Below are 18426 nucleotides of genomic sequence, written 5' to 3'. Positions count from 1 at the left end.
CGGCCCGGGTCAGTCGGTGGCGGGCTCGGTCTCGGCCGGGGCGCCGCCGGGGGCCACCGCGGCCTTGGCGACCGCGTCGGTCGCGCTGACCGTGGTGTTCTCCGGGAAGTGGCAGGCGGCCTGGTGGCCGGGGCTGAGCTCCACCAGCGGCGGCTCGACCTGCTTGCAGATGTCCTGCGCCTTCCAGCACCGGGTGTGGAACCGGCACGCGGGCGGCGGGTCGAGCGGGCTCGGCACGTCGCCCTGCAGCCGGATCCGCTCCCGGCCCTCGCGCTCGCTCGGGTCCGGGATCGGGACCGCCGACAGCAGCGCGTTGGTGTAGGGGTGCATGGGCCGCTGGTACAGGTCCGCGCGGTCCGCCACCTCGACGATCTTGCCGAGGTACATGACGGCGACGCGGTCGGAGATGTGCCGGACGACCGACAGGTCGTGCGCGATCACCACGTAGGTGAGGTCGAGCTCGTCCTGCAGGTCCTCCAGCAGGTTGACGACCTGCGCCTGCACCGACACGTCCAGCGCCGACACCGGCTCGTCCGCGACGATCAGCTTCGGCTTCAGGGCCAGGGTCCGGGCGATCCCGATGCGCTGCCGCTGCCCGCCGGAGAACTCGTGCGGGTACCGGTTGTAGTGCTCGGGGTTGAGGCCGACGAGCTCCAGGATCTCCTGGACGGCCTTCTTGACGCCCTGCTTGGCCTCGATGTTCTGCAGCCGGAACGGGGCCCCGACGATCGCGCCGACGGTCTTGCGCGGGTTCAGCGACGAGTACGGGTCCTGGAAGATCATCTGGAGGTCGCGGCGGAGCGGCCGGAGCCGGCTCTGCGACATCCGGGTGATGTCCTGCCCCTCGAACCTGATCGTCCCGAAGCTGGGGTCCAGCAGCCGCATGATCATGCGGCCGGTGGTGGACTTGCCGCAGCCGGACTCCCCCACCAGCCCGAGGGTCTCGCCCTTGCGGACCGAGAACGACACGCCGTCGACGGCCTTCACCGCCGCGACCTGCCGGCGCAGCAGCCCCGCGGTGACGGGGAAGTGCTTGCCGAGGTTGTCCACCTCCAGCAGCGGCTCGCCCTGTGCGGGGCGGGCCGCCGCGGGCTCGGCGGACGCGGCCGGGGTCTCGCCGCCCGGTGTCTTCGATGTGCTCACAGTCTCGTTCCCACCCGTGCTCGTCACAGCTTCGGCCGGATCTCGTCGTTCCAGATCTCGCGCTTCTTCTCCAGCGGGAGATGGCACGCCGCCTTGTGGCCGGGCTCGACCTCGACCAGTTCGGGCCGCACGGTCGTGCTCTTGTCGCCGTTGAGGTCCTTGTAGGGGCAGCGCGGATGGAACGCGCACCCGGACGGGACGTTGATCAGGCTCGGCGGCGACCCCTTGATCGGCATGAGCCGCTCGCTGCGCTCCCGGTCCAGGCGCGGCATCGAGCCGAGCAGCCCCCAGGTGTAGGGGTGCAGCGGCCGGTGGAAGGCGTCGTCGACCGAGGCGTACTCCACGGCGCGGCCGGCGTACATCACCAGGATGTCGTCCGACAGCTCGGCGACCACCCCGAGATCGTGGGTGATCATGATGACGGCGGAGTTGAACTCCTGCTGCAGGTCGCGGATCAGGTCCAGGATCTGCGCCTGGACGGTCACGTCCAGCGCCGTCGTCGGCTCGTCGGCGATCAGCAGCTCCGGGTCGCAGGACAGCGCCATCGCGATCATCGCGCGCTGCCGCATGCCGCCGGAGAACTGGTGCGGGTAGTCGTCGACCCGCTTGTCCGGCTTGGGGATGCCGACGCGGCCGAGCATGTCGATCGCGTGCTTGCGCGCGACCTGCTTCGACACGTCGTTGTGGACCCGGTACGCCTCGATGATCTGCGCGCCGACGGTGTAGAACGGGTGCATCGCCGACAGCGGATCCTGGAAGATCATCGCCATGTCGCGGCCGCGGAGGCGGCGCACCTCGGCCTGCGAGGCGCCGACGAGCTCCTTGCCGTTCAGCCAGATCTCCCCGGACACGTCGGCGTTGCGCTTGTTGTGCAGGCCGAGGATGCCGAGGCTGGTGACGCTCTTGCCCGAGCCGGACTCGCCGACGATGCCGAGGGTGCGGCCGCGCTCCAGCTGGAACGACAGGCCGTCCACCGACTTCACCAGGCCGTCGTCGGTCGGGAAGTGGATCTTCAGGTCGCGGACGTCGAGGAACGCGGTGGGAGCCTCGCCGGTGGCCGCGGTGTCCGCGGCGGGCGCGGTGCCGGTCATCAGCTCAGCCTCACTCTCGGGTCGACGACGGCGTACAGCATGTCGACGATCAGGTTGATCACCACGATCGAGGTCGCGGTGATCAGCGTGATGCCGAGCACCATGGGCAGGTCGCCGCCGTTGATCGAGGTGATCGCGAGCTGGCCCAGCCCGGGGATGCCGAAGGTGTTCTCGGTGAGCACGGCGCCGCCGAGCAGCAGGCCGAGGTCGAGGCCGAAGATCGTGAGGATCGGCGTCAGCGAGGCGCGCAGGGCGTGCTTGGTGACGACGGTCTTCTCCGGCAGGCCCTTGGCGCGGGCGGTGCGGATGTAGTCCTCGTTCATCGTCTCCAGCATGCCTGCTCTGGTGAGCCGTGCGTACATCGCCGCGTAAAGGAACGCGAGCGTCACCCATGGCAGCACCAGCGACTGGAACCACGTCACCGGATTGGTGGTGAGCGGGAGGTAGCTGCCCCCGCCCGGGAAGATCTTGAAGGTGTAGGAGAACAGCGCGAGGGAGACCAGGCCGGTGAAGTAGATGGGCAGCGACACGCCGCTCAACGCGATGATCATCGCGGTCCGGTCCCACAGCGAGCCCCGGCGCAGCGCCGACACCACACCGGTGGTGATGCCGCCGATGAGCCAGACGACCGCGGCGCCGAACGCCAGGGACGCCGTCGCGGGCGCCCGGTCGAGCAGGGTCTCCAGCACCGGCTGGCTGCTCCGGTAGGAGTAGCCGAGGCAGGGCGCCGGGCAGTGGTCGGTCACCGGGCCGGCCTTGTAGTCCTTGCCGACGACGATGGCCTTCAGGTACTCGCCGTACTGCACCACGACCGGCTTGTCGAGGCCGAGCCGCTCCTTGGTGTCCTGGATGGCCTCGGCCGTGGGGGCCTTGCCGACGTACCCGGCCGCGATCTGGTCGGTGGTCTGACCGGCCAGCTTGGGCAGCCAGAAGAAGATGCCGAAGGTCACCAGGCTGACCAGCAGCAACATGAGCACGGCACCGATGAGGCGCCTGATGAGGTATGGGAACACACTGCGCGGCCCCACCCGCCGGCCGTGACCGGGCCTGTGGGCTCGGTCACGGCCGGGGGGCTTTCGCCTTCACCTGCCTTCAGATGGACTCACGGACGAGTTGGAGTGTTACTCCACGCCCATGTTCAGGTAGTCGTACATGCCGCCGTAGGCGTAGGTGATACCGGCGTTGGTGACGCGCTTGGGCCGGTACATCAGCGCCTTGGCGTAGATCAGCGGCACCTCGGTGGCGGTCCCCATGATCAGCTTGTCGATCTCGCCGTACGCCTTCGTGCGGGCGGCCTTGTCCTGGTTGGCGATGGCCGCGTCGAGGCCGTCGTTGACCTTGGGGTCGTCCAGCTCGGCCAGGTTGTTGCCGCCGGACGGCTTGATGGCGTCACCGTGGGTGATCTGGGCGAGGAATCCGTAGCCGGTCGGCCAGTCGGCCGCCCACGCCATGATCATCATGCCGACACCGTGCTCGTGCACGTACTTCGGCACGCCGACGTACTTGTTGAAGTAGTCACCGGCCGGGAACTGCACCAGGTCGACCTTGATGCCGACCTTGGCCAGGCTCTGCTGGATCGCCTGGGCCATGGCGACTTCCTTCGGCCGGTCGGACCGGGCCGAGATCTTGGTGCTGAAGCCGTTGGGCTGGCCGCAGGCCTTCAGCTCCTCCTTGGCCTTGTTCAGCGTGGCGTCGTCGAGGCCGTTGCCGCCCGCGGCCTGCTTCTGCGGGTACAGGTCGAACTTGGTGTAGCCGTCGACCGAGGGGGGCAGCACCGTGGTGGCGACGTCACCGCCGGCCAGCGGGCCTCCGTAGGCGGTCTGCGCGGCGACCTTGTCGGTCGCGTACTGCACGGCGATCCGGCAGTGGACGTTGTCCAGCGGCTTGACGTGCACGTTCAGCGACATGAACCGCAGGAAGCCCTGGACGGGGTTGTCCACGTACGGCTTCTGCTCGTCGGCCAGCACCTTCGGCTGGGTGCCCGACTGGACGCCGACGCCGGCCATGTCCATGTCCAGCGAGCCCGCGAGCAGGCGCTGGTCGATGTCGTCGGCGTTCTGCTTGAGCTGGATCTCGATCTTGTCAGGCAGGGCCTTGCGGATCGGGTCCGTGCTCTGGTTCCAGTTCGGGTTGCGCGACAGCGTCATGGACTTGCCGCGCGTGTAGTTGTCGACCTTGTACGGGCCGGACGAGACGATGGCGTTCTCGTACTTCAGGCCGGTGTCCTTGGCCTTCGGCACGGGCATCGTCTGCGACATGGCGACCAGGTAGTCGAACTCGGCGAACGGCTCCTTGAGGTGGAACACGATCGTCTGGTCGTCGGGGGTCTCGATCGACTTCAGGCCCTCGTCGGACTTGTCATCGTAGGGGCCCTTGTAGGCGGGCTTGTTGTCCACGAGGTACTGCTTGAAGTACTTCGGACCGAGCTGCAGCTCCTTGGAGAAGTTGCTGCGCTCGACCGCGTACTTCACGTCCTTGGAGGTGACCGCGGTGCCGTCGTCGTACTTGACGCCGGTCCGCAGCTTGTACGTCCAGGTCTTGCCGCCGTCGCTGGACGTGCCCAGGTCGGTGGCGAGGTCCGGGACGACCTGCAGGCTCTCCTGCCCGGCGGCGGGCTTGAACGTCGTCAGGCCGCGCCCGTAGAGGCGGGCGAGGTTCTGCGAGTAGGCGTAGTACGTGTTGCCCGGGTCCGGCGAGTCGAAGTCGTCGGACTCGGCGAGCTTGAGGGTGCCGCCCTTCTTGTCCGACTTGTTGACGACGTCGTTGACGCCGGCGTTGTAGCCCGGGCCGCTGCCCGAGCCGCCGCCCGAGTCGCCGCCGCCGCAGGCGGCGAGCCCCGCGGCCGCGACCACCCCGGCCGCGAAGACCGCGATTGGTCTCATTTTGTTCATGTGCAGGCGCACCCCTTCAGATAGACGGGTCCGTTGGACCCGGGTCACTTGGCCCGAGGGTCGAGAGCGTCCCGCAGCCCGTCACCGAACAGGTTGAAGGCGAGGACGGTAATGAAGATCGCCATACCGGGGATGATCATGTACATCGGGTCCGAGGAGTAGATCGGCACCGCCAGGGTGAGCATTCCGCCCCACGACGGGGTCGGCGGGATGACGCCGACGCCGAGGAACGACAGCGCCGCCTCGAACAGGATGTTGGTCGGGATCAGCAGGGTCGAGTAGACCAGGATCGGCGCGACCAGGTTCGGCAGGATTTCCTTGAAGAGCACGTACGAGTTCCGGGCGCCCATGCTGCGGGCGGCGTCCACGAACTCGCGCTCGCGCAGCGACAGGGTCTGCCCCCGGATGATGCGGCCGATGTAGGGCCAGTTGAAGAACCCGATGACCACGATCAGCACCGAGACGCGCAGTCCGTTGCCCGTCAGCCCGAAGGCCCCGTCGGACATGACGCCGACCAGCGCGATCGCGAACAGCAGCAGTGGGAAGGCCAGGAAGGCGTCCATGGCGCGGCTGATGAGGTAGTCGACCCAGCCGCCGAAGTAGCCGGCGATGATGCCCATGACCGTGCCGATGAGCACCGACAGCAACGTGGCGAGGAAGGAGACCAGCAGCGAGATCCGGGCGCCGTGCACGATGCGCGCCAGCATGTCGCGGCCGGTGCCGGGCTCGACGCCGAGCCAGTGGTCGCCGCTGATGCCCGAGTGCCAGAAGCCGGTCTTCGGCCGGTTGTAGGTCGGGTCGATCAGGTTCTGGTGGTAGGCCAGGGGGTTCTGGACGAAGTACGGGCCGAAGATCGCGACCAGGATCAGCAGGATGACCACGACGGCGCCGGTCAGCGCGACCTTGTCGCGCTTGAGCCTCATCCAGGCGATCTGACCGAGGGAGCGTCCCTGGATCTTCTTGCTGTCGACACCGACGAGGACCGATTCCGGCTGCGCCTCGGTGTCGGACCCGGTCACCTCAATGGGTGCGGCCACGCTCCATACCTCCTACCGTTCGGCCACTGGTTCGGCCATGCCGCCGGCGTCCGGCCGGACGCCGCGGAGATCATCCGCTGCCCCCGTGCCCGTTACGCCGCGTTTGCTGAAGGGAAACGTAGTCCTTCGGGCACGACTGTCCATCCGTGAAGCGGGCTTCGCCAGTACCCGTATCTGACTTGTGATCTCGTCGTCATCTGGGGCACACGCGTCCGCACGCCACTCCGGACAAATCGCCCGAATAGTACGTTCAACTCCACCCGGACAGGCAACTCGACAGCGGTCTAGACCGCCAAGCTTTACCGTACCGAGTCCGATCTGAGACCGATTCTCCGCAGGTCAGCCCACTGGAGCAACACGGGACACAGGAAACCGGCGGGCCGGGGCGCCTCCCGGCCGCACGGAGGTGCGGCTCGGGCGCCCCGGCCCGCCGGTACGCCGGGCGCGTCGCGCGCCCGGCCGCCGGGGCCGGCCCGGCAGGGTCAGGAGATCATGCGGGTCGGGAGATCGGCCGGGTCAGGAGATGCCGCGGTCGCGCAGGATGCGCTCGATCTCCGCCATCTCCGGGTCGCCGCCGCCGCCCTGCGCGGGCCCCTCCACGGCTCCCTTGGACTTGGTGCGCCCGGCGGCCTTGCGCCCGCCGTCCCCGGCGGAGCGACCCGCCCCGGCGCCGCCCGCGTCCTCGCCGCCCGCGCGGCGGCTCAGCATCGCGCCCGAGGTCAGGTAGAGCAGGACGGCCAGGCCCGCCACCCCGACGCCCGCCCACTTCACCGGGCTGAACGCCAGGTCGACGAAGAACTCCGTCACCCCCGTCGTCGCCGCCGCCAGCGGCACCAGGGACAGCGCCGCGCCGCGCAGGCCGGTGCCCGCGCCGCGGCGGCGGTACGCGCCCCAGCTGATCACCAGACCGACCAGCGTCACCCCGAGGCTGATCGCGAAAATGGCTGCGTCGCTCATGCCGGCCCCTCTTCCGAACGGTGGTCCTCTCTTCCATCGTCACACGCGGGACGGCGGAACCGCTCCTCCCGGCGGACGGTTCCGGGGCGGACCCGCCTCCTCCTCGGGCCGGAGCACACCCCCGCCCACCACCTCCCCCGGAGGCAGCACCCGGGTATCGGGCGCAGTATCAGGCCGGGTACCAGGCGGGCGACGGCCGTCAGGCCGCCAGGGCGCGCAGGAGGTCCACGTCGACCTCGCGCAGCGAGGCGACCACGGTGCGAGCCGGTGCGGGCGGGATCGGCAGGACGCCCGGGACCGCGACCACGGCGCAGCCCGCCGCCTCCCCCGCCGCGACCCCGTTCGGGGAGTCCTCCAGGACGACGCAGCGGGCGGGGTCGGCGCCCAGGCGCGCGGCGGCGGTCAGGTACGGCTCGGGGTCGGGCTTGGTGCGGGCGACCTCGTCTCCGGCGACGCTCAGCGCGAAGTGCTCGCGGCCGATCGCGTCCAGGACCGGCTCGATCAGCCGCCGGTGGCTGGAGGACACCAGGGCCGCCGGGACGCCCGCCGCGCGGACCGCGGCGAGCAGCTCCTTGGCGCCCGGCATCATCGGGACGCAGGCGGTGAGGCGCTCGGCCATGCCGTCCAGCATCCGCCGGGCGATCTCTTCGGGGTCGGCGGAGGCGCCGGTGAGCTCCAGCATGTAGTCGACGGCGATGGCGATGGAGCCGCCGACGAGCCGCTCCTGGTGGGCGGGGCTCCACTCGCCGCCGAGCCACGCCATGACCTCCGTCTCGACCTCGAGCCAGACGCGCTCGGAGTCGATGAGGAGGCCGTCCATGTCGAACATCACGGCCTGCAGGCCGCCACGGGCTCCGGCGCTCGCGCGCGCCGCCCCCGGATGCGGGGGATGCGATTCGGGGGTTCTCATATAACCCCACCATAACGGCGTGATCTCGGGTGCCCGCCGGGCGCCCCGGCGGCCGCTCTTGGACGAGGTGTGCAAAGAGACGGTGACGGATGGGTCACCGGCCCGATACCGTGCCTGCAGTGACTACCAACGGGTAAGGAACGGCATGAGCGCGTACCGCATCATCCTCGTCGGCACCGACGGCTCGGACTCCTCGTTCCGCGCGGTGGACCGTGCCGCGCAGCTGGCCGCCGCCACCGGCGCCACCCTGCTGCTGGCCTCCGCCTACAGCCCCATGCCCGAGCGGGAGCGCGCCAGCGCCGCCGACCGGCTCGGGGACCTGGCGTACAAGGTGCAGGGCTCGACGCCCGCCGACGACGCGCTGCGGGCGGCGCGCGAGCGCGCCGTCGCGGCCGGGGCGCGCGACATCGACCAGGTCGCGGTGGAGGGCGACGCCGTCGACGTGATCTCCAAGCTCGCCAAGGAGCGCGGCGCCGAGCTGGTCGTGATCGGGAACCGGGGGCTGAACAGCCTGGCCGGGCGGATCCTCGGGTCCGTCCCGGCGAACCTGTCGCACCGGGCGCCCTGCGACGTGCTGATCGTGCACACCACCGACGGCAAGTGACCCCTCCGCCGGCCCCCGCCGCGCGCCCGCGCCGCCGTCCCGGGCGGCGCCCGGGAGTTCCGCCGCGGGCGTACACGGCGGGGGTCTGGCCCTCGGGGGGTGGGGTAGGTCACTGTCAGGACGTAGGCTGACAGCCACCGATCATGAGCGGGGCCCCCGACCCCGGGAATGACGGCCCCCGTCGGTGACGCTGTACCTGGGCGTCGGAAGGAGGCAGCGCGTGGTCGAGCTCGAAAGCGTGCCGGAACTCGTCGATCCGGTGCTCGTGGCCGCCTTTGAGGGGTGGAACGACGCCGGTGAGGCCGCCAGCGGGGTGATCGCGCATCTGGAGTCGACCTGGGAAGCGGTGCCCATCGCCGAGCTCGATCCCGACGACTACTACGACTTCCAGGTCACCCGCCCGATCGTGGAGATGACCGACGGGGAGACCCGCGGGATCACCTGGCCGACCACCAGGGTGTCGTGGGCGCGGCTGCCGAACGGCAAGGACGTCGTCCTGCTGCACGGCATCGAGCCGAACATGCGGTGGCGGTCGTTCTGCCGCGAGCTGGTCGGGCTGATGCTCGAGCTGCGGATCCGCAACGTCGTCCTGCTGGGCGCGCTGCTGGCCGACGCGCCGCACACCCGCCCGGTCCCGGTGACCGGGGCCGCGTCGGAGGCCGGGCTGGTCGGCAGCCTGCACCTGGAGCCGGCCCGCTACGAGGGGCCGACCGGCATCCTCGGGGTGCTGCAGGACGCCTGCGCCAAGGCCGACCTCGACACCGTGTCGCTGTGGGCGGCGGTCCCCCACTACGTCGCGCAGCCGCCGTCGCCGAAGGCCACGCTCGCGCTGCTGCGCCGCGTCGAGGACCTGCTGGACGTCACCGTCCCGCTGGGCGAGCTGCCCGAGGAGGCGCGCGCCTGGGAGCACGGCGTCAACGAGCTCGCCGAGGAGGACTCCGAGGTCGCCGAGTACGTCCGGACGCTGGAGGAGCAGAAGGACGCCACCGAGCTGCCGGAGGCGAGCGGCGACGCGATCGCCCGCGAGTTCGAGCGCTACCTGCGCCGCCGCGACCCGGGCCGCGGTCCCGGCTAGCGGGCGGCGGCACGCCGCGGCGGGAAGCGAACGGCACTCGGGCGCGACGGCGGGCGGCGGGCGGCGGGCGGCGGGTTAGACTTGATCGCGAACCCGTCGTCGGCGATGGCCCGCGCACGCCGCCAAGTGCGCCGATCATGATTTCTCCGGTCATGACCTTCTGCTACCCGGAGGGCGGTCCCGCCCCGCGCCCGTGAGCGGCCGCGCCGCCGGCCCGGCGATCCGGGTCCGCGCCCCGCGCGAGCTGCGCCGCCAGCGCCGCCGCCGCGCCCACCCCTGCTGGGACCATCTCATCGCCGCGCCGCTGTGGCCGCTGCACGGCGCCAACCTCGGGACGCTGCTGCGCACCTGCGACGCGGTCGGCGCGTGCCTGGCCGTCCCCCGGTTCTCCTGGGTGCCGGAGGCCCTCGCCCGCGGCAACACGCTGCGGCGGCCCGCGTGCGTCCACTGGGTGAACGATCCGGCGCGCTGGCTGGAGCGGCAGCGCGAGGCCGGGTCCCGGGTCGTCGGGGTCGAGCTGGCGGACGAGGCGGTCCGGCTCGCCGACCTTCCCGCCGCCCGCGTCCGGACGGTCGCCGTGCTCGGCCACGAGCAGACCGGCATCCCCGCGGAGGCGGTCGGCCTGCTCGACCTGGCCGTGGAGATCCCTATGGTGGGACATGGCAGCAGCTTGAACGTGGCCGTCGCCGGCTCGCTCGTCCTCTATAAGCTGGCGGGCCTGCTGTGATGGGCGGCCATCACCGACCGGACCGGAGGGAGCGCAGGTTTTGCCGGAGGCCCAGCCGCTGCGTCCGCACGACCCGACCCGCCTCGGCCGCTACGAGCTCCTCGGGCGGCTCGGGTCCGGCGCGCAGGGCACGGTGTACCTCGGGGAGGGCCCCGGCGGGGACCACGTGGCGGTCAAGCTCCTGCAGGTCCAGTTCGACGACGACGCCACCGCGCGGGCCCGGTTCGTCCGCGAAGCGGAGGCCGCCAAGCAGGTCGCCCGGTTCTGCACCGCCCAGCTCCTGGACGCCGAGGTCGCCGGGGACACCCCGTACCTGGTCAGCGAGTACGTCCCCGGGGAGCCGCTCAACCGCGCCGTGGCACGGGACGGGCCGCTGGCCGGCGGGGCGCTGGACCGGCTCGCCGTCAGCACCGCGAGCGCGCTGACGGCCATCCACCGCGCGGGCGTCGTGCACCGCGACCTCAAGCCGCACAACGTGCTGCTCGGCCCGGACGGCCCCCGCGTGATCGACTTCGGGCTGTCGCGGATGCTGGACGCGGCCAGCGCGGTCAGCAGCCGCGCCGTCGGCACCCCCGCGTACATGGCGCCCGAGCAGGTGTCCGGCGGGGGCGGGGGCGTCGGCGCCGCGGCGGACGTGTTCGGCTGGGGCGCGACGATGACGTTCGCCGCGACCGGGCGGCCGCCGTTCGGGTCCGACTCGATCCCCGCGGTCATGTACCGGGTCCTGCACCACGAGCCCGACCTCGGCGGCCTGGACGGCGAGCTCGGGGCGCTGGTCGCGGCGGCGCTGGCGAAGGACCCGGCGCTGCGGCCGACGGCGGCGCAGTTGCTGCTGCGGCTCGTCGGCCACGACGACGCCTTCGACGTCACCGCCGCGGCGGCCGCCGCCGCGCGGGCGGCCGCGGACGGCGCGGGCGACCCGCCCGCCATGCCCGCGCCGGAGGGCGGGGACGGGGGCGACACGCTGCCGCCCGCGGCCACCGAGCCCGACGGCGGCGGTTCCGGCGGGCGGCGCGGGAAGCGCTCGCGGAGGCGGCGGCTGGGCTACGGGGCGGTCGCGGGCGCGGCGGCCGCCGTCGTCGCGGCCGCCGCCGGAGCCGGCGGGTACGCGCTGCTGGACCGGCCGGGCGGCGGGCCCGGCGCCGCGGGCTCCACCGGCCGGGGACACGTGACGGCGACCGCGCCGACGGCGAGCCGGTCCTCGCACGGCCCGGCGGCGTCCGGGCCGACGCGGCCGCGGCCCGGCGGATCGACGCCCGCCACCGCACCGGCCCGGCCCGGTCCGGGGCAGGGCACGCGGCCGGGCCAGGGCGGGGGCGGCGAGCGGCCGCCGACGTCCAGCGCCCCGCCGCCCGCGCCCGTCGTCCTCGGCAGCCCCTCCCCCGCCCGCTACTGCGGCGCCCGCGAGCGCGACGCCGAGTTCCGCGTCCACGAGTGGTACTGCGTCCCGCGCGGCGGCGACATCGGCGTCGACACCAAGATCTCGATGACGGCGGTGTGCGCGTCGCAGTACCGCCCGGACGCCGAGGCGCGGCTGCGCGGCGACGCCGCCGACCCCGGCGACTGGGAGTGCTACGTGCCGCGGTGAGCCGCCCGGGGCATCACAGGGCGACGCCGAGCAGGGCGTCGGTGATCGCCCTGACCTGGGCCGGGGCCTGCTCGTCGGTGCCGTCGGCGGCGGCCCAGGCGTCGATCGCGGCGAGCGCGGCGGGCGCGTCCAGGTCGTCGGCCAGGTGGCCGCGCACGGTGGCCGCGAGCGGCGCGGCGGGCGGGCCGGACGGGCGGGCGGCGGCCGCGCGCCACCGGCCGAGGCGGGCGGCGGCCTCCTCCAGCGCGGCGCCGGTCCACTCCCAGTCGGCCCGGTAGTGGTGGGCCAGCAGCGCCAGCCGGATCGCCATCGGGTCGGCGCCGGACTCCCGCAGCTTCGACACGAACACGAGGTTGCCGCGCGACTTCGACATCTTCTCGCCGTCCAGGCCGACCATGCCGGCGTGGACGTAGGCGCGGGCGTGGGGGCGCTCGCCGGTGGCGACCTGGGCGTGCGCGGCGCTCATCTCGTGGTGCGGGAACGCCAGGTCCGAGCCGCCGCCCTCGACGTCGAAGGCCATGCCGAGGTACTCCACGGAGATCGCCGAGCACTCCACGTGCCAGCCGGGGCGGCCCTCGCCGAACGGCGACGCCCAGCCGGGCTCGCCGGGGCGGCGCGCCATCCACAGCAGGGGGTCGAGGGGGTCGCGCTTGCCGGGGCGGTCCGGGTCGCCGCCGCGCTCGGCGAACAGCTCCGCCATGGCGGCGCGCTCCAGCCGGCTGACCTCGCCGAAGGACGGGTCGGCGGCGACCGGGAAGTAGACGTCGCCGTCGACCTCGTAGGCGGCGTCGCGGCCCCGCAGCTTCTCGATCATCTCCACCACGAGGGGGATCGCCTCGACCGCGCCGATGTACTGGTCGGGCGGCAGGATCCGCAGCGCGGTCATGTCCTCGCGGAACAGCTGGATCTCCCGGTCGGCGAGGGCGCGCCAGTCCTCGCCGGTCTGCTGGGCACGTTCCAGGAGCGGGTCGTCGACGTCGGTGCTGTTCTGCACGTAGTGGACGCGGTGGCCGAGGTCGCGCCACACGCGGTTCACGAGGTCGAAGGCCAGGTAGGTGTTGGCGTGGCCGAGGTGCGTGGCGTCGTAGGGGGTGATGCCGCACACGTACATCCGGGCCGTGTCGCCGGGCACGGTGGGGCGCGCCGCGCCCGTGCCGGTGTCGTGGAGGCTCAGCGGACGGTCGGCGGCGGGCAGGCCCGCGGCGGGCAGGCTGGGGACTTCGGAGGCGGGCCACGATCGCATACCGAAAGCTTATCCATGCCCAGCTAGCGCCCTTACTCCGAGATCATGTGAAGTGTCCCCCGGCGCCCGCAAGCGCCGTCAGGCGAGGCGGACCCGCGGGTCGAGGAACGCGTACCCGACGTCCACCACGAGGTTCGCGACGGTCACCGCGAACGTCACCAGCAGCGTCACCCCGATGATCACCGGGGTGTCGCCGGCCGCGATGGACTGGTAGACCAGCTGCCCCACGCCCTGCAGCCCGAACACCTTCTCGATGACGATCGTGGAGCCGGTCAGGGCGCCGAGGTCGATACCGAGCTGGGTGGCGACCGGGGTAAGCGCCGCCCGCAGCGCGTGCCGCCGGACGACGCGGCCCTCCGGCAGGCCCTTGGCGCGCGCCGTGCGGACGTAGTCCTCGCCGAGGACGTCCAGCATCGCGCCGCGGGTGAGGCGCGAGTAGGCGGCCATCATCAGGAACGCCAGCGCGAACCACGGCAGCACCATCCGGCGCAGGAAGTGCTCCTGCAGCGGCGGGCCGGCCTCGAACACGTGGACGCCGGCCGCGCCGAGCCCCGCCGTGCACAGGTACAGCAGCGCCAGCGCCATGACGAAGGGCGGGGTGGACAGGCCCGCCACGACGAACACGGTGACGGCCCGGTCCCACGGGCCGCGGGCCCGCGCGGCGCCGGACACGCCGGTGGCGACGCCGCCGGCGAACCACAGCACCGCCGCGCCCGCCACCAGGCACAGCGTCGTCGGGAGGCGCTCGCCGATCAGCGCGGTGACCGGCATGCCGTTGACGTAGGAGTCGCCGAGGTCGCCGCGCGGCAGCCGCGCGAGGAACTCCCAGTACTGGACGAGGAGGGGCCGGTCGAGGCCGAGGTTGGCGCGGATCTGCGCGAGCGTCTCGGCGGTCGCGCGGGGGCCGCCGATGACGCGCTCCACCGGGACGGGCGAGACGTGCAGCATCACGAACGTCAGCGTCGACACCAGCCACAGCACCACGGCCGCGTACAGCAGGCGGCGGACGGCGAACCGGGGCACGGGCGCGTCACCTCCCGGCGGCGGCGCGGTCGCCGCGCGGGTCGAGGGCGTTGCGGACGCCGTCGCCGAGCAGCGTGAACGCCAGCGTGGTCGCCAGCAGCAGGCCGCCGGGGACGGCGAGCAGCCACCAGGCGGTGCGGAACACCTCGCCGCCCTCGGCGAGCATCGACCCCCAGCTCGGCATCGGCGGCCGCACCCCGACCCCGAGGAACGACAGCGTCGCCTCCGACACGATCGCCGACGGGAGCAGCAGCGAGGTCAGCACGGTGATCTGCGCGGCCAGGTTCGGCAGCACGTCGCCGGCCATGATCCGGGCGCTGGAGGCGCCGAGCGCGCGGGCCGCCTCGATGAACTGCCGCTCCTTCAGCGACAGCACCTGCCCGCGGATGGTGCGGCCGTAGGCGGCGAACGAGAAGAACGCGATGACCAGGACCGTCATGGCGAGGCTCGCGCCGGGCGAGGAGATCTGGAAGGTGCTCGCCAGCATGATCGCGACGAGCAGGTAGGGCAGGGCGAGGATCATGTCCATCAGCCGGGCCAGCAGCGCGTCCAGCGCGCCGCCGGCGAACCCGGCGAGGACGCCGGCGAGGGTGCCGGCGGCGGAGGCGAGCACCGCCGCGCCGATCCCGGCGGCCAGCGAGACCCGCGCGCCGTAGGCGGCGCGGACGAGGACGTCGCGGCCGAGCTGGTCGGCGCCGAGCGGGAAGCGGGCGCCGGGGCCGCGCGGCCGCCCGCCCGCGTCCAGGCCGGTGCCGGGGAACGTCGCGTCGCAGGGGTGGCCGGTCAGGTGCGCCCACAGCGGCGCCAGCGCCGCGAACGCCATGACGGCCAGCAGCACGGCGAGGGCGGCGAGGGCGGCGCGGTCGCGGCGGAACCGGTCCCAGGCGAGCCGGGACGGGCTGCGCCCGCGCACCGGCTCCGGCGCGGGGGGCGCCGCGGCGGTGCCGGGCGGCGGCCTCCTGGTGCCGAGGTCGGCGTAGCCGGTCATGAGTGCGTGACCCGGCCGCGGGCGCCGCGCGCCCTTCCCCGTGCCACCCCCGACGAAGATCGCATTAAGTAGTCAATTTAGCACCCAGTGTCACGCGTCCGCAGGCGTTCACACAGCCCGGCCCGGGACGCGCCCGCACGGCGACGGGAGGCGGGAGGCGGCGCCCGGTTCTACAGGACCCGCGTCCAGGCCTCACCGTCGCCGGGGGCGGCGGAGAAGTCGTAGCGGACGCCACTCGCGCCGAGCGCGGTGAGGCTGACCGAGGTGGTCCCCCACACGCGCCCCTCGCCGAGGTCGAGCAGCGGCAGCAGGGCCCGGTGGTCGGCGCGCGGCAGCCCGTCGCCGTTCAGCAGCGGCAGCCAGGCGCCCCAGGCCCGCTCGACGGGGCCGTCCGGGCCGGGCTCGGGCCGCGCGGCCGCGGCCAGCCGGGGGCGGAAGTGGGCGAGCCGCGCCGCCATGTAGGCGTCCTCGGTCTCCCCCTCCAGCTGCCCCTCGCCCTCCAGCCCGCTGTTGACGATCATGTGCAGGCCGGGGCCGAGGCCGCGCTCGGTGAGGGACTCCCCGTCCCAGCTCCACAGCCGCACCCGGTCCGGCTCCGCGCCGACGAGGTGGAACGGGTCGTAGGCGGTGAGGCCGGGGTCGCCGAGCTTGCCGTCGGCCGCGACCCGCAGCGGCAGCTCCCCGCGCGAGGCCCGGGCGGACTCGGGCGCCATCCGGCCGCGGCCGTTCAGCACGACCGCGACCCGCGGCGCCTCCGGGTCGACCGCCAGCCACGTCCCGCCCGCGCGCAGGTCGCGCCCGCCGACCAGCCGCGGCCGGTCCGGCCAGTGGCGTCCCGGACCGGTCCACTCCCGCGCGACGAACTCGTCCCGCACCCCGACCACGAGGACGGGCACCGGGGACGACGGATCGACGCTGATGATCGCCGTACACATGCCTCAATTGGAGCATCCCGCCGGTTTCGCCCGGCGGGCGGGGGGCCGCAGCGGCGGCCGGAGGCTAGAGCGGCGGCCAGGGGATGGCGGGCCAGTCCTCGGGCGGGTAGGGGTGGATGCGGTGCTTGAGCATCAGCTCGACGCGGCGCCGGGTGGCGTCGACCTCCTCGGCGGTGAGCAGCTCGCGGAGGCGGTCGCCGAGGGCGCCGCCGCGCAGGCCCGCCTCGACCCGGCCGAGGGCCTCCAGCGCCTCGGGGGTCAGCGGCTTGCCGCGCCACTGCCACAGCACGGTGCGGAGCTTGTACTCGGTGGAGAAGCACACGCCGTGGTCGCAGCCGTAGACGTGGCCGTCGCCCGGCGGCAGCAGGTGCCCGATCTTGCGGTCGGCGTTGTTGACGACGGCGTCGAACACCGCCATGCGGCGGATCGCCTCGTCGTCGGAGCGCGACAGCGCGACCAGGTCGACGTCGGGGTCGGGCTCGACCCACAGCTGCACCATGCCGGGGCCGTAGGGGCCGTCGCGGTGCACGGTCGGCGGCACGGTGCCCCACCCCATGACCTTGGACACCTCGTAGGCGGCGACCTCCCGCTCGGCGAGGGTGCCGTCGGGGAAGTCCCACAGCGGGCGCTCCCCCGCGACGGGCTTGTAGACGCAGTTGGCCGCGGTGCCGCCGTCCTCGATGGAGCAGTACAGGGTGGCGTTGGACGCCTGGACGAGGCGGCCCTCCACGCCGAGGCGCCCGGCCGACAGCAGCCGCTCGGCGGCGCCGGTGTCGCGCGGGGAGACCGGGCGCGCGGGCACGTCCCCGCCGGCGCCGCGCTCGGCGCGGCCGGCGGGCGCCCGGTCCCGGGAGGACTGCGTCATGCGTTCATTCTCCCGGCCGCGTCGTCCATGATCCAGCACGATGAGGGGCCCATCTCAGCCCATGTAGCCGTTCTGGCGCGGGCACACGTGGCCCTCGCCGTCCAGCGGCAGGCCGCACAGCGGGCACGGGGGCCGCCCGGCGGCGACGACCTGCAGCGCGCGCTCGGCGAACGCGCGGGCCTGCGCGGCGCTGATCCGCACCCGCAGCACCGCGATCGCCGGGTCGTCCTCGCCGACCTCGGGCTCCTCCTCGGACTCGGTGACCTCCTGCGCCTCGATCACGACCTGCTCGTCCTCGGGGTCCCAGGCGAGGGCCATCGTGCCGACCCGGAACTCCTCCTCCACCGGCTGGTCGAGGGGGCCGTCGTCGCGGAGCTCGGCCGGGGTGACGGCCGGCACCGGCGCGTCGCCGCCGCTGCGCCGCAGCACCTCGTCCAGCAGCTCCTCCAGGCGCTCGGCCAGCAGCGTCACCTGGAACTTCTCCAGCCCGACGCTGGTGACCCGGCGGCCGGAGCGGGCCTGCAGGTAGAAGGCGCGGTCGCCGGGGCGCCCGACGGCGCCGGCGACGAAGCGCTCCGGAGGGTCGTAGGAGATGACGGGCATGACACCGACCCTACGCGCCGCCGCCGACGGGTGCGTCCCCCGGCCCGAGTCCGTCTTTCCCGGAACCTTCCGCCGCCGGTTCCGGAACCAGCGCGGCGACGTCGCCGCCGGTGTCGTTGACCCGGACGACGAACGGGCGCGTCTCGGTGTAGCGGATCACGGTGAGGGACGCCGGGTCGGCCTGGATGCGCTGGAACTGGTCCAGGTGCAGGCCGAGCGCGTCGGCGACGACCGCCTTGATGATGTCGCCGTGGCTGCACACCGCGTACAGGGCGCCGGGACCGTGCTCGGCGGCGACGCGCTCGTTCCAGTCGCGGACGGCGGTGACGGCGCGGTGCTGCGCGGCGGCCAGGGACTCGCCGTCCTCGCCGGGGAACCGGGCGGCGCTCGGGTGGGCCTGCACGACCCGCCACAGCGGCTCCTCGGCGAGCTCCTTGAGGGGGCGGCCCGTCCAGTCGCCGTAGCGGACCTCGCCGAACCGGTCGTCGGTCTCGACCTTCTCGATGGGCGGGGCGTGCCCGGCGGCCAGCGCCCGCGCCGTCTCGGCGCACCGCTGCAGCGGGCTGGACACGACGGCGGCGATCGGGAGGGACGCGAGCCGGGCGGCCAGCGCGGCGGCCTGGGCGCGGCCGCGCTCGTCGAGGCCCACCCCGGGCGTCCAGCCGGCGAGCACCGGACCGGTCATCGCGGTCAGGCCATGCCGTACCAGGAGAAGGGTCGTCACAGCGGCCACTCTAGAAGATGCG

The 18426-nt window shown here is 73.4% G+C and carries 18 protein-coding genes; 4 read left to right on the top strand and 14 right to left on the bottom strand.

Annotation, left to right across the window (positions count from 1 at the left end; all coding sequences use genetic code 11):
- Nucleotides 1-9 precede the first annotated feature (9 nt).
- The 7 genes from CHF16_RS11640 to CHF16_RS11610 all read right to left on the bottom strand — a co-directional run bounded on the left by CHF16_RS11640 (nt 10) and on the right by CHF16_RS11610 (nt 7948).
- Nucleotides 10-1143, bottom strand: coding sequence for an ABC transporter ATP-binding protein (locus CHF16_RS11640; RefSeq protein ID WP_089325979.1), 1134 nt, complete (start codon nt 1141-1143; stop codon nt 10-12).
- A gap of 23 nt (nt 1144-1166) precedes the next feature.
- Complete coding sequence (locus CHF16_RS11635) at nt 1167-2234, bottom strand: ABC transporter ATP-binding protein (RefSeq protein WP_089325978.1); 1068 nt, start codon at nt 2232-2234, stop codon at nt 1167-1169.
- Entirely contained in the window at nt 2234-3247 is a 1014-nt protein-coding gene (locus CHF16_RS11630) for an ABC transporter permease (protein WP_089325977.1), read from the bottom strand. The genes CHF16_RS11635 and CHF16_RS11630 overlap by 1 nt, the downstream gene beginning before the upstream one ends.
- 108 nt (nt 3248-3355) lie before the next feature.
- On the bottom strand, nt 3356-5116 hold the full coding sequence (locus tag CHF16_RS11625) for an ABC transporter substrate-binding protein (protein ID WP_089325976.1): 1761 nt from the start codon (nt 5114-5116) through the stop codon (nt 3356-3358).
- Between the two features lie 53 nt (nt 5117-5169).
- Nucleotides 5170-6162, bottom strand: a complete 993-nt coding sequence (locus CHF16_RS11620) for an ABC transporter permease (RefSeq protein WP_089325975.1) — start codon at nt 6160-6162, stop codon at nt 5170-5172.
- Nucleotides 6163-6678: 516 nt separating this feature from the next.
- A complete protein-coding gene (locus tag CHF16_RS11615) occupies nt 6679-7119 on the bottom strand; it encodes a hypothetical protein (RefSeq protein ID WP_089325974.1) in 441 nt (146 codons plus the stop codon).
- Nucleotides 7120-7318: 199 nt separating this feature from the next.
- Nucleotides 7319-7948: an HAD family hydrolase gene (locus tag CHF16_RS11610; RefSeq protein WP_245868386.1), complete on the bottom strand. Its 630-nt coding sequence runs from the start codon at nt 7946-7948 to the stop codon at nt 7319-7321.
- A gap of 226 nt (nt 7949-8174) precedes the next feature.
- Here CHF16_RS11610 and CHF16_RS11605 point away from each other — a divergent pair, with 226 nt between their 5' ends.
- The 4 genes from CHF16_RS11605 to CHF16_RS11590 all read left to right on the top strand — a co-directional run bounded on the left by CHF16_RS11605 (nt 8175) and on the right by CHF16_RS11590 (nt 12023).
- Nucleotides 8175-8633 (top strand): universal stress protein, encoded by a 459-nt coding sequence (locus tag CHF16_RS11605; protein ID WP_089325972.1) that lies wholly within the window; start codon nt 8175-8177, stop codon nt 8631-8633.
- Nucleotides 8634-8853: 220 nt separating this feature from the next.
- The gene (locus tag CHF16_RS11600) at nt 8854-9708 is read left to right on the top strand and encodes a PAC2 family protein (RefSeq protein ID WP_089325971.1); all 855 of its coding nucleotides are present in this window, start codon (nt 8854-8856) and stop codon (nt 9706-9708) included.
- Nucleotides 9709-9901: 193 nt separating this feature from the next.
- On the top strand, nt 9902-10435 hold the full coding sequence (locus CHF16_RS11595; protein ID WP_089325970.1) for a TrmH family RNA methyltransferase: 534 nt from the start codon (nt 9902-9904) through the stop codon (nt 10433-10435).
- 40 nt (nt 10436-10475) lie between these two features.
- Nucleotides 10476-12023, top strand: a complete 1548-nt coding sequence (locus tag CHF16_RS11590; RefSeq protein ID WP_143227947.1) for a serine/threonine-protein kinase — start codon at nt 10476-10478, stop codon at nt 12021-12023.
- Between the two features lie 13 nt (nt 12024-12036).
- On the opposite strand, the gene mshC is transcribed toward CHF16_RS11590, so the two are convergent.
- The 7 genes from mshC to CHF16_RS11555 all read right to left on the bottom strand — a co-directional run bounded on the left by mshC (nt 12037) and on the right by CHF16_RS11555 (nt 18404).
- A complete protein-coding gene (gene mshC / locus CHF16_RS11585) occupies nt 12037-13266 on the bottom strand; it encodes a cysteine--1-D-myo-inosityl 2-amino-2-deoxy-alpha-D-glucopyranoside ligase (RefSeq protein ID WP_089325968.1) in 1230 nt (409 codons plus the stop codon).
- A 78-nt stretch (nt 13267-13344) separates the two neighbouring features.
- Nucleotides 13345-14289 (bottom strand): ABC transporter permease, encoded by a 945-nt coding sequence (locus tag CHF16_RS11580; RefSeq protein WP_089325967.1) that lies wholly within the window; start codon nt 14287-14289, stop codon nt 13345-13347.
- A 7-nt stretch (nt 14290-14296) separates the two neighbouring features.
- Nucleotides 14297-15277, bottom strand: coding sequence for an ABC transporter permease (locus CHF16_RS11575; RefSeq protein WP_089325966.1), 981 nt, complete (start codon nt 15275-15277; stop codon nt 14297-14299).
- 170 nt (nt 15278-15447) lie between these two features.
- Nucleotides 15448-16212, bottom strand: a complete 765-nt coding sequence (locus CHF16_RS11570; protein ID WP_089325965.1) for an NRDE family protein — start codon at nt 16210-16212, stop codon at nt 15448-15450.
- Between the two features lie 64 nt (nt 16213-16276).
- Nucleotides 16277-17077 carry an SCO1664 family protein gene (locus tag CHF16_RS11565; protein ID WP_089325964.1) on the bottom strand — a complete coding sequence of 267 codons (801 nt, stop codon included), beginning with the start codon at nt 17075-17077 and terminating at the stop codon, nt 16277-16279.
- A 54-nt stretch (nt 17078-17131) separates the two neighbouring features.
- A complete protein-coding gene (locus CHF16_RS11560; RefSeq protein ID WP_089325963.1) occupies nt 17132-17680 on the bottom strand; it encodes a DUF3090 domain-containing protein in 549 nt (182 codons plus the stop codon).
- Nucleotides 17681-17690: 10 nt separating this feature from the next.
- Nucleotides 17691-18404, bottom strand: coding sequence for an MSMEG_4193 family putative phosphomutase (locus tag CHF16_RS11555; protein WP_089325962.1), 714 nt, complete (start codon nt 18402-18404; stop codon nt 17691-17693).
- Nucleotides 18405-18426: the final 22 nt, after the last annotated feature.

The sequence above is a fragment of the Actinomadura meyerae genome (genome assembly GCF_900188445.1).
GTDB classification, from domain to species: Bacteria; Actinomycetota; Actinomycetes; order Streptosporangiales; family Streptosporangiaceae; genus Spirillospora; species Spirillospora meyerae.
The sequence above is the reverse complement of the archived record's forward strand: the minus strand, read 5'-3'. Positions and strand labels throughout refer to the sequence as shown.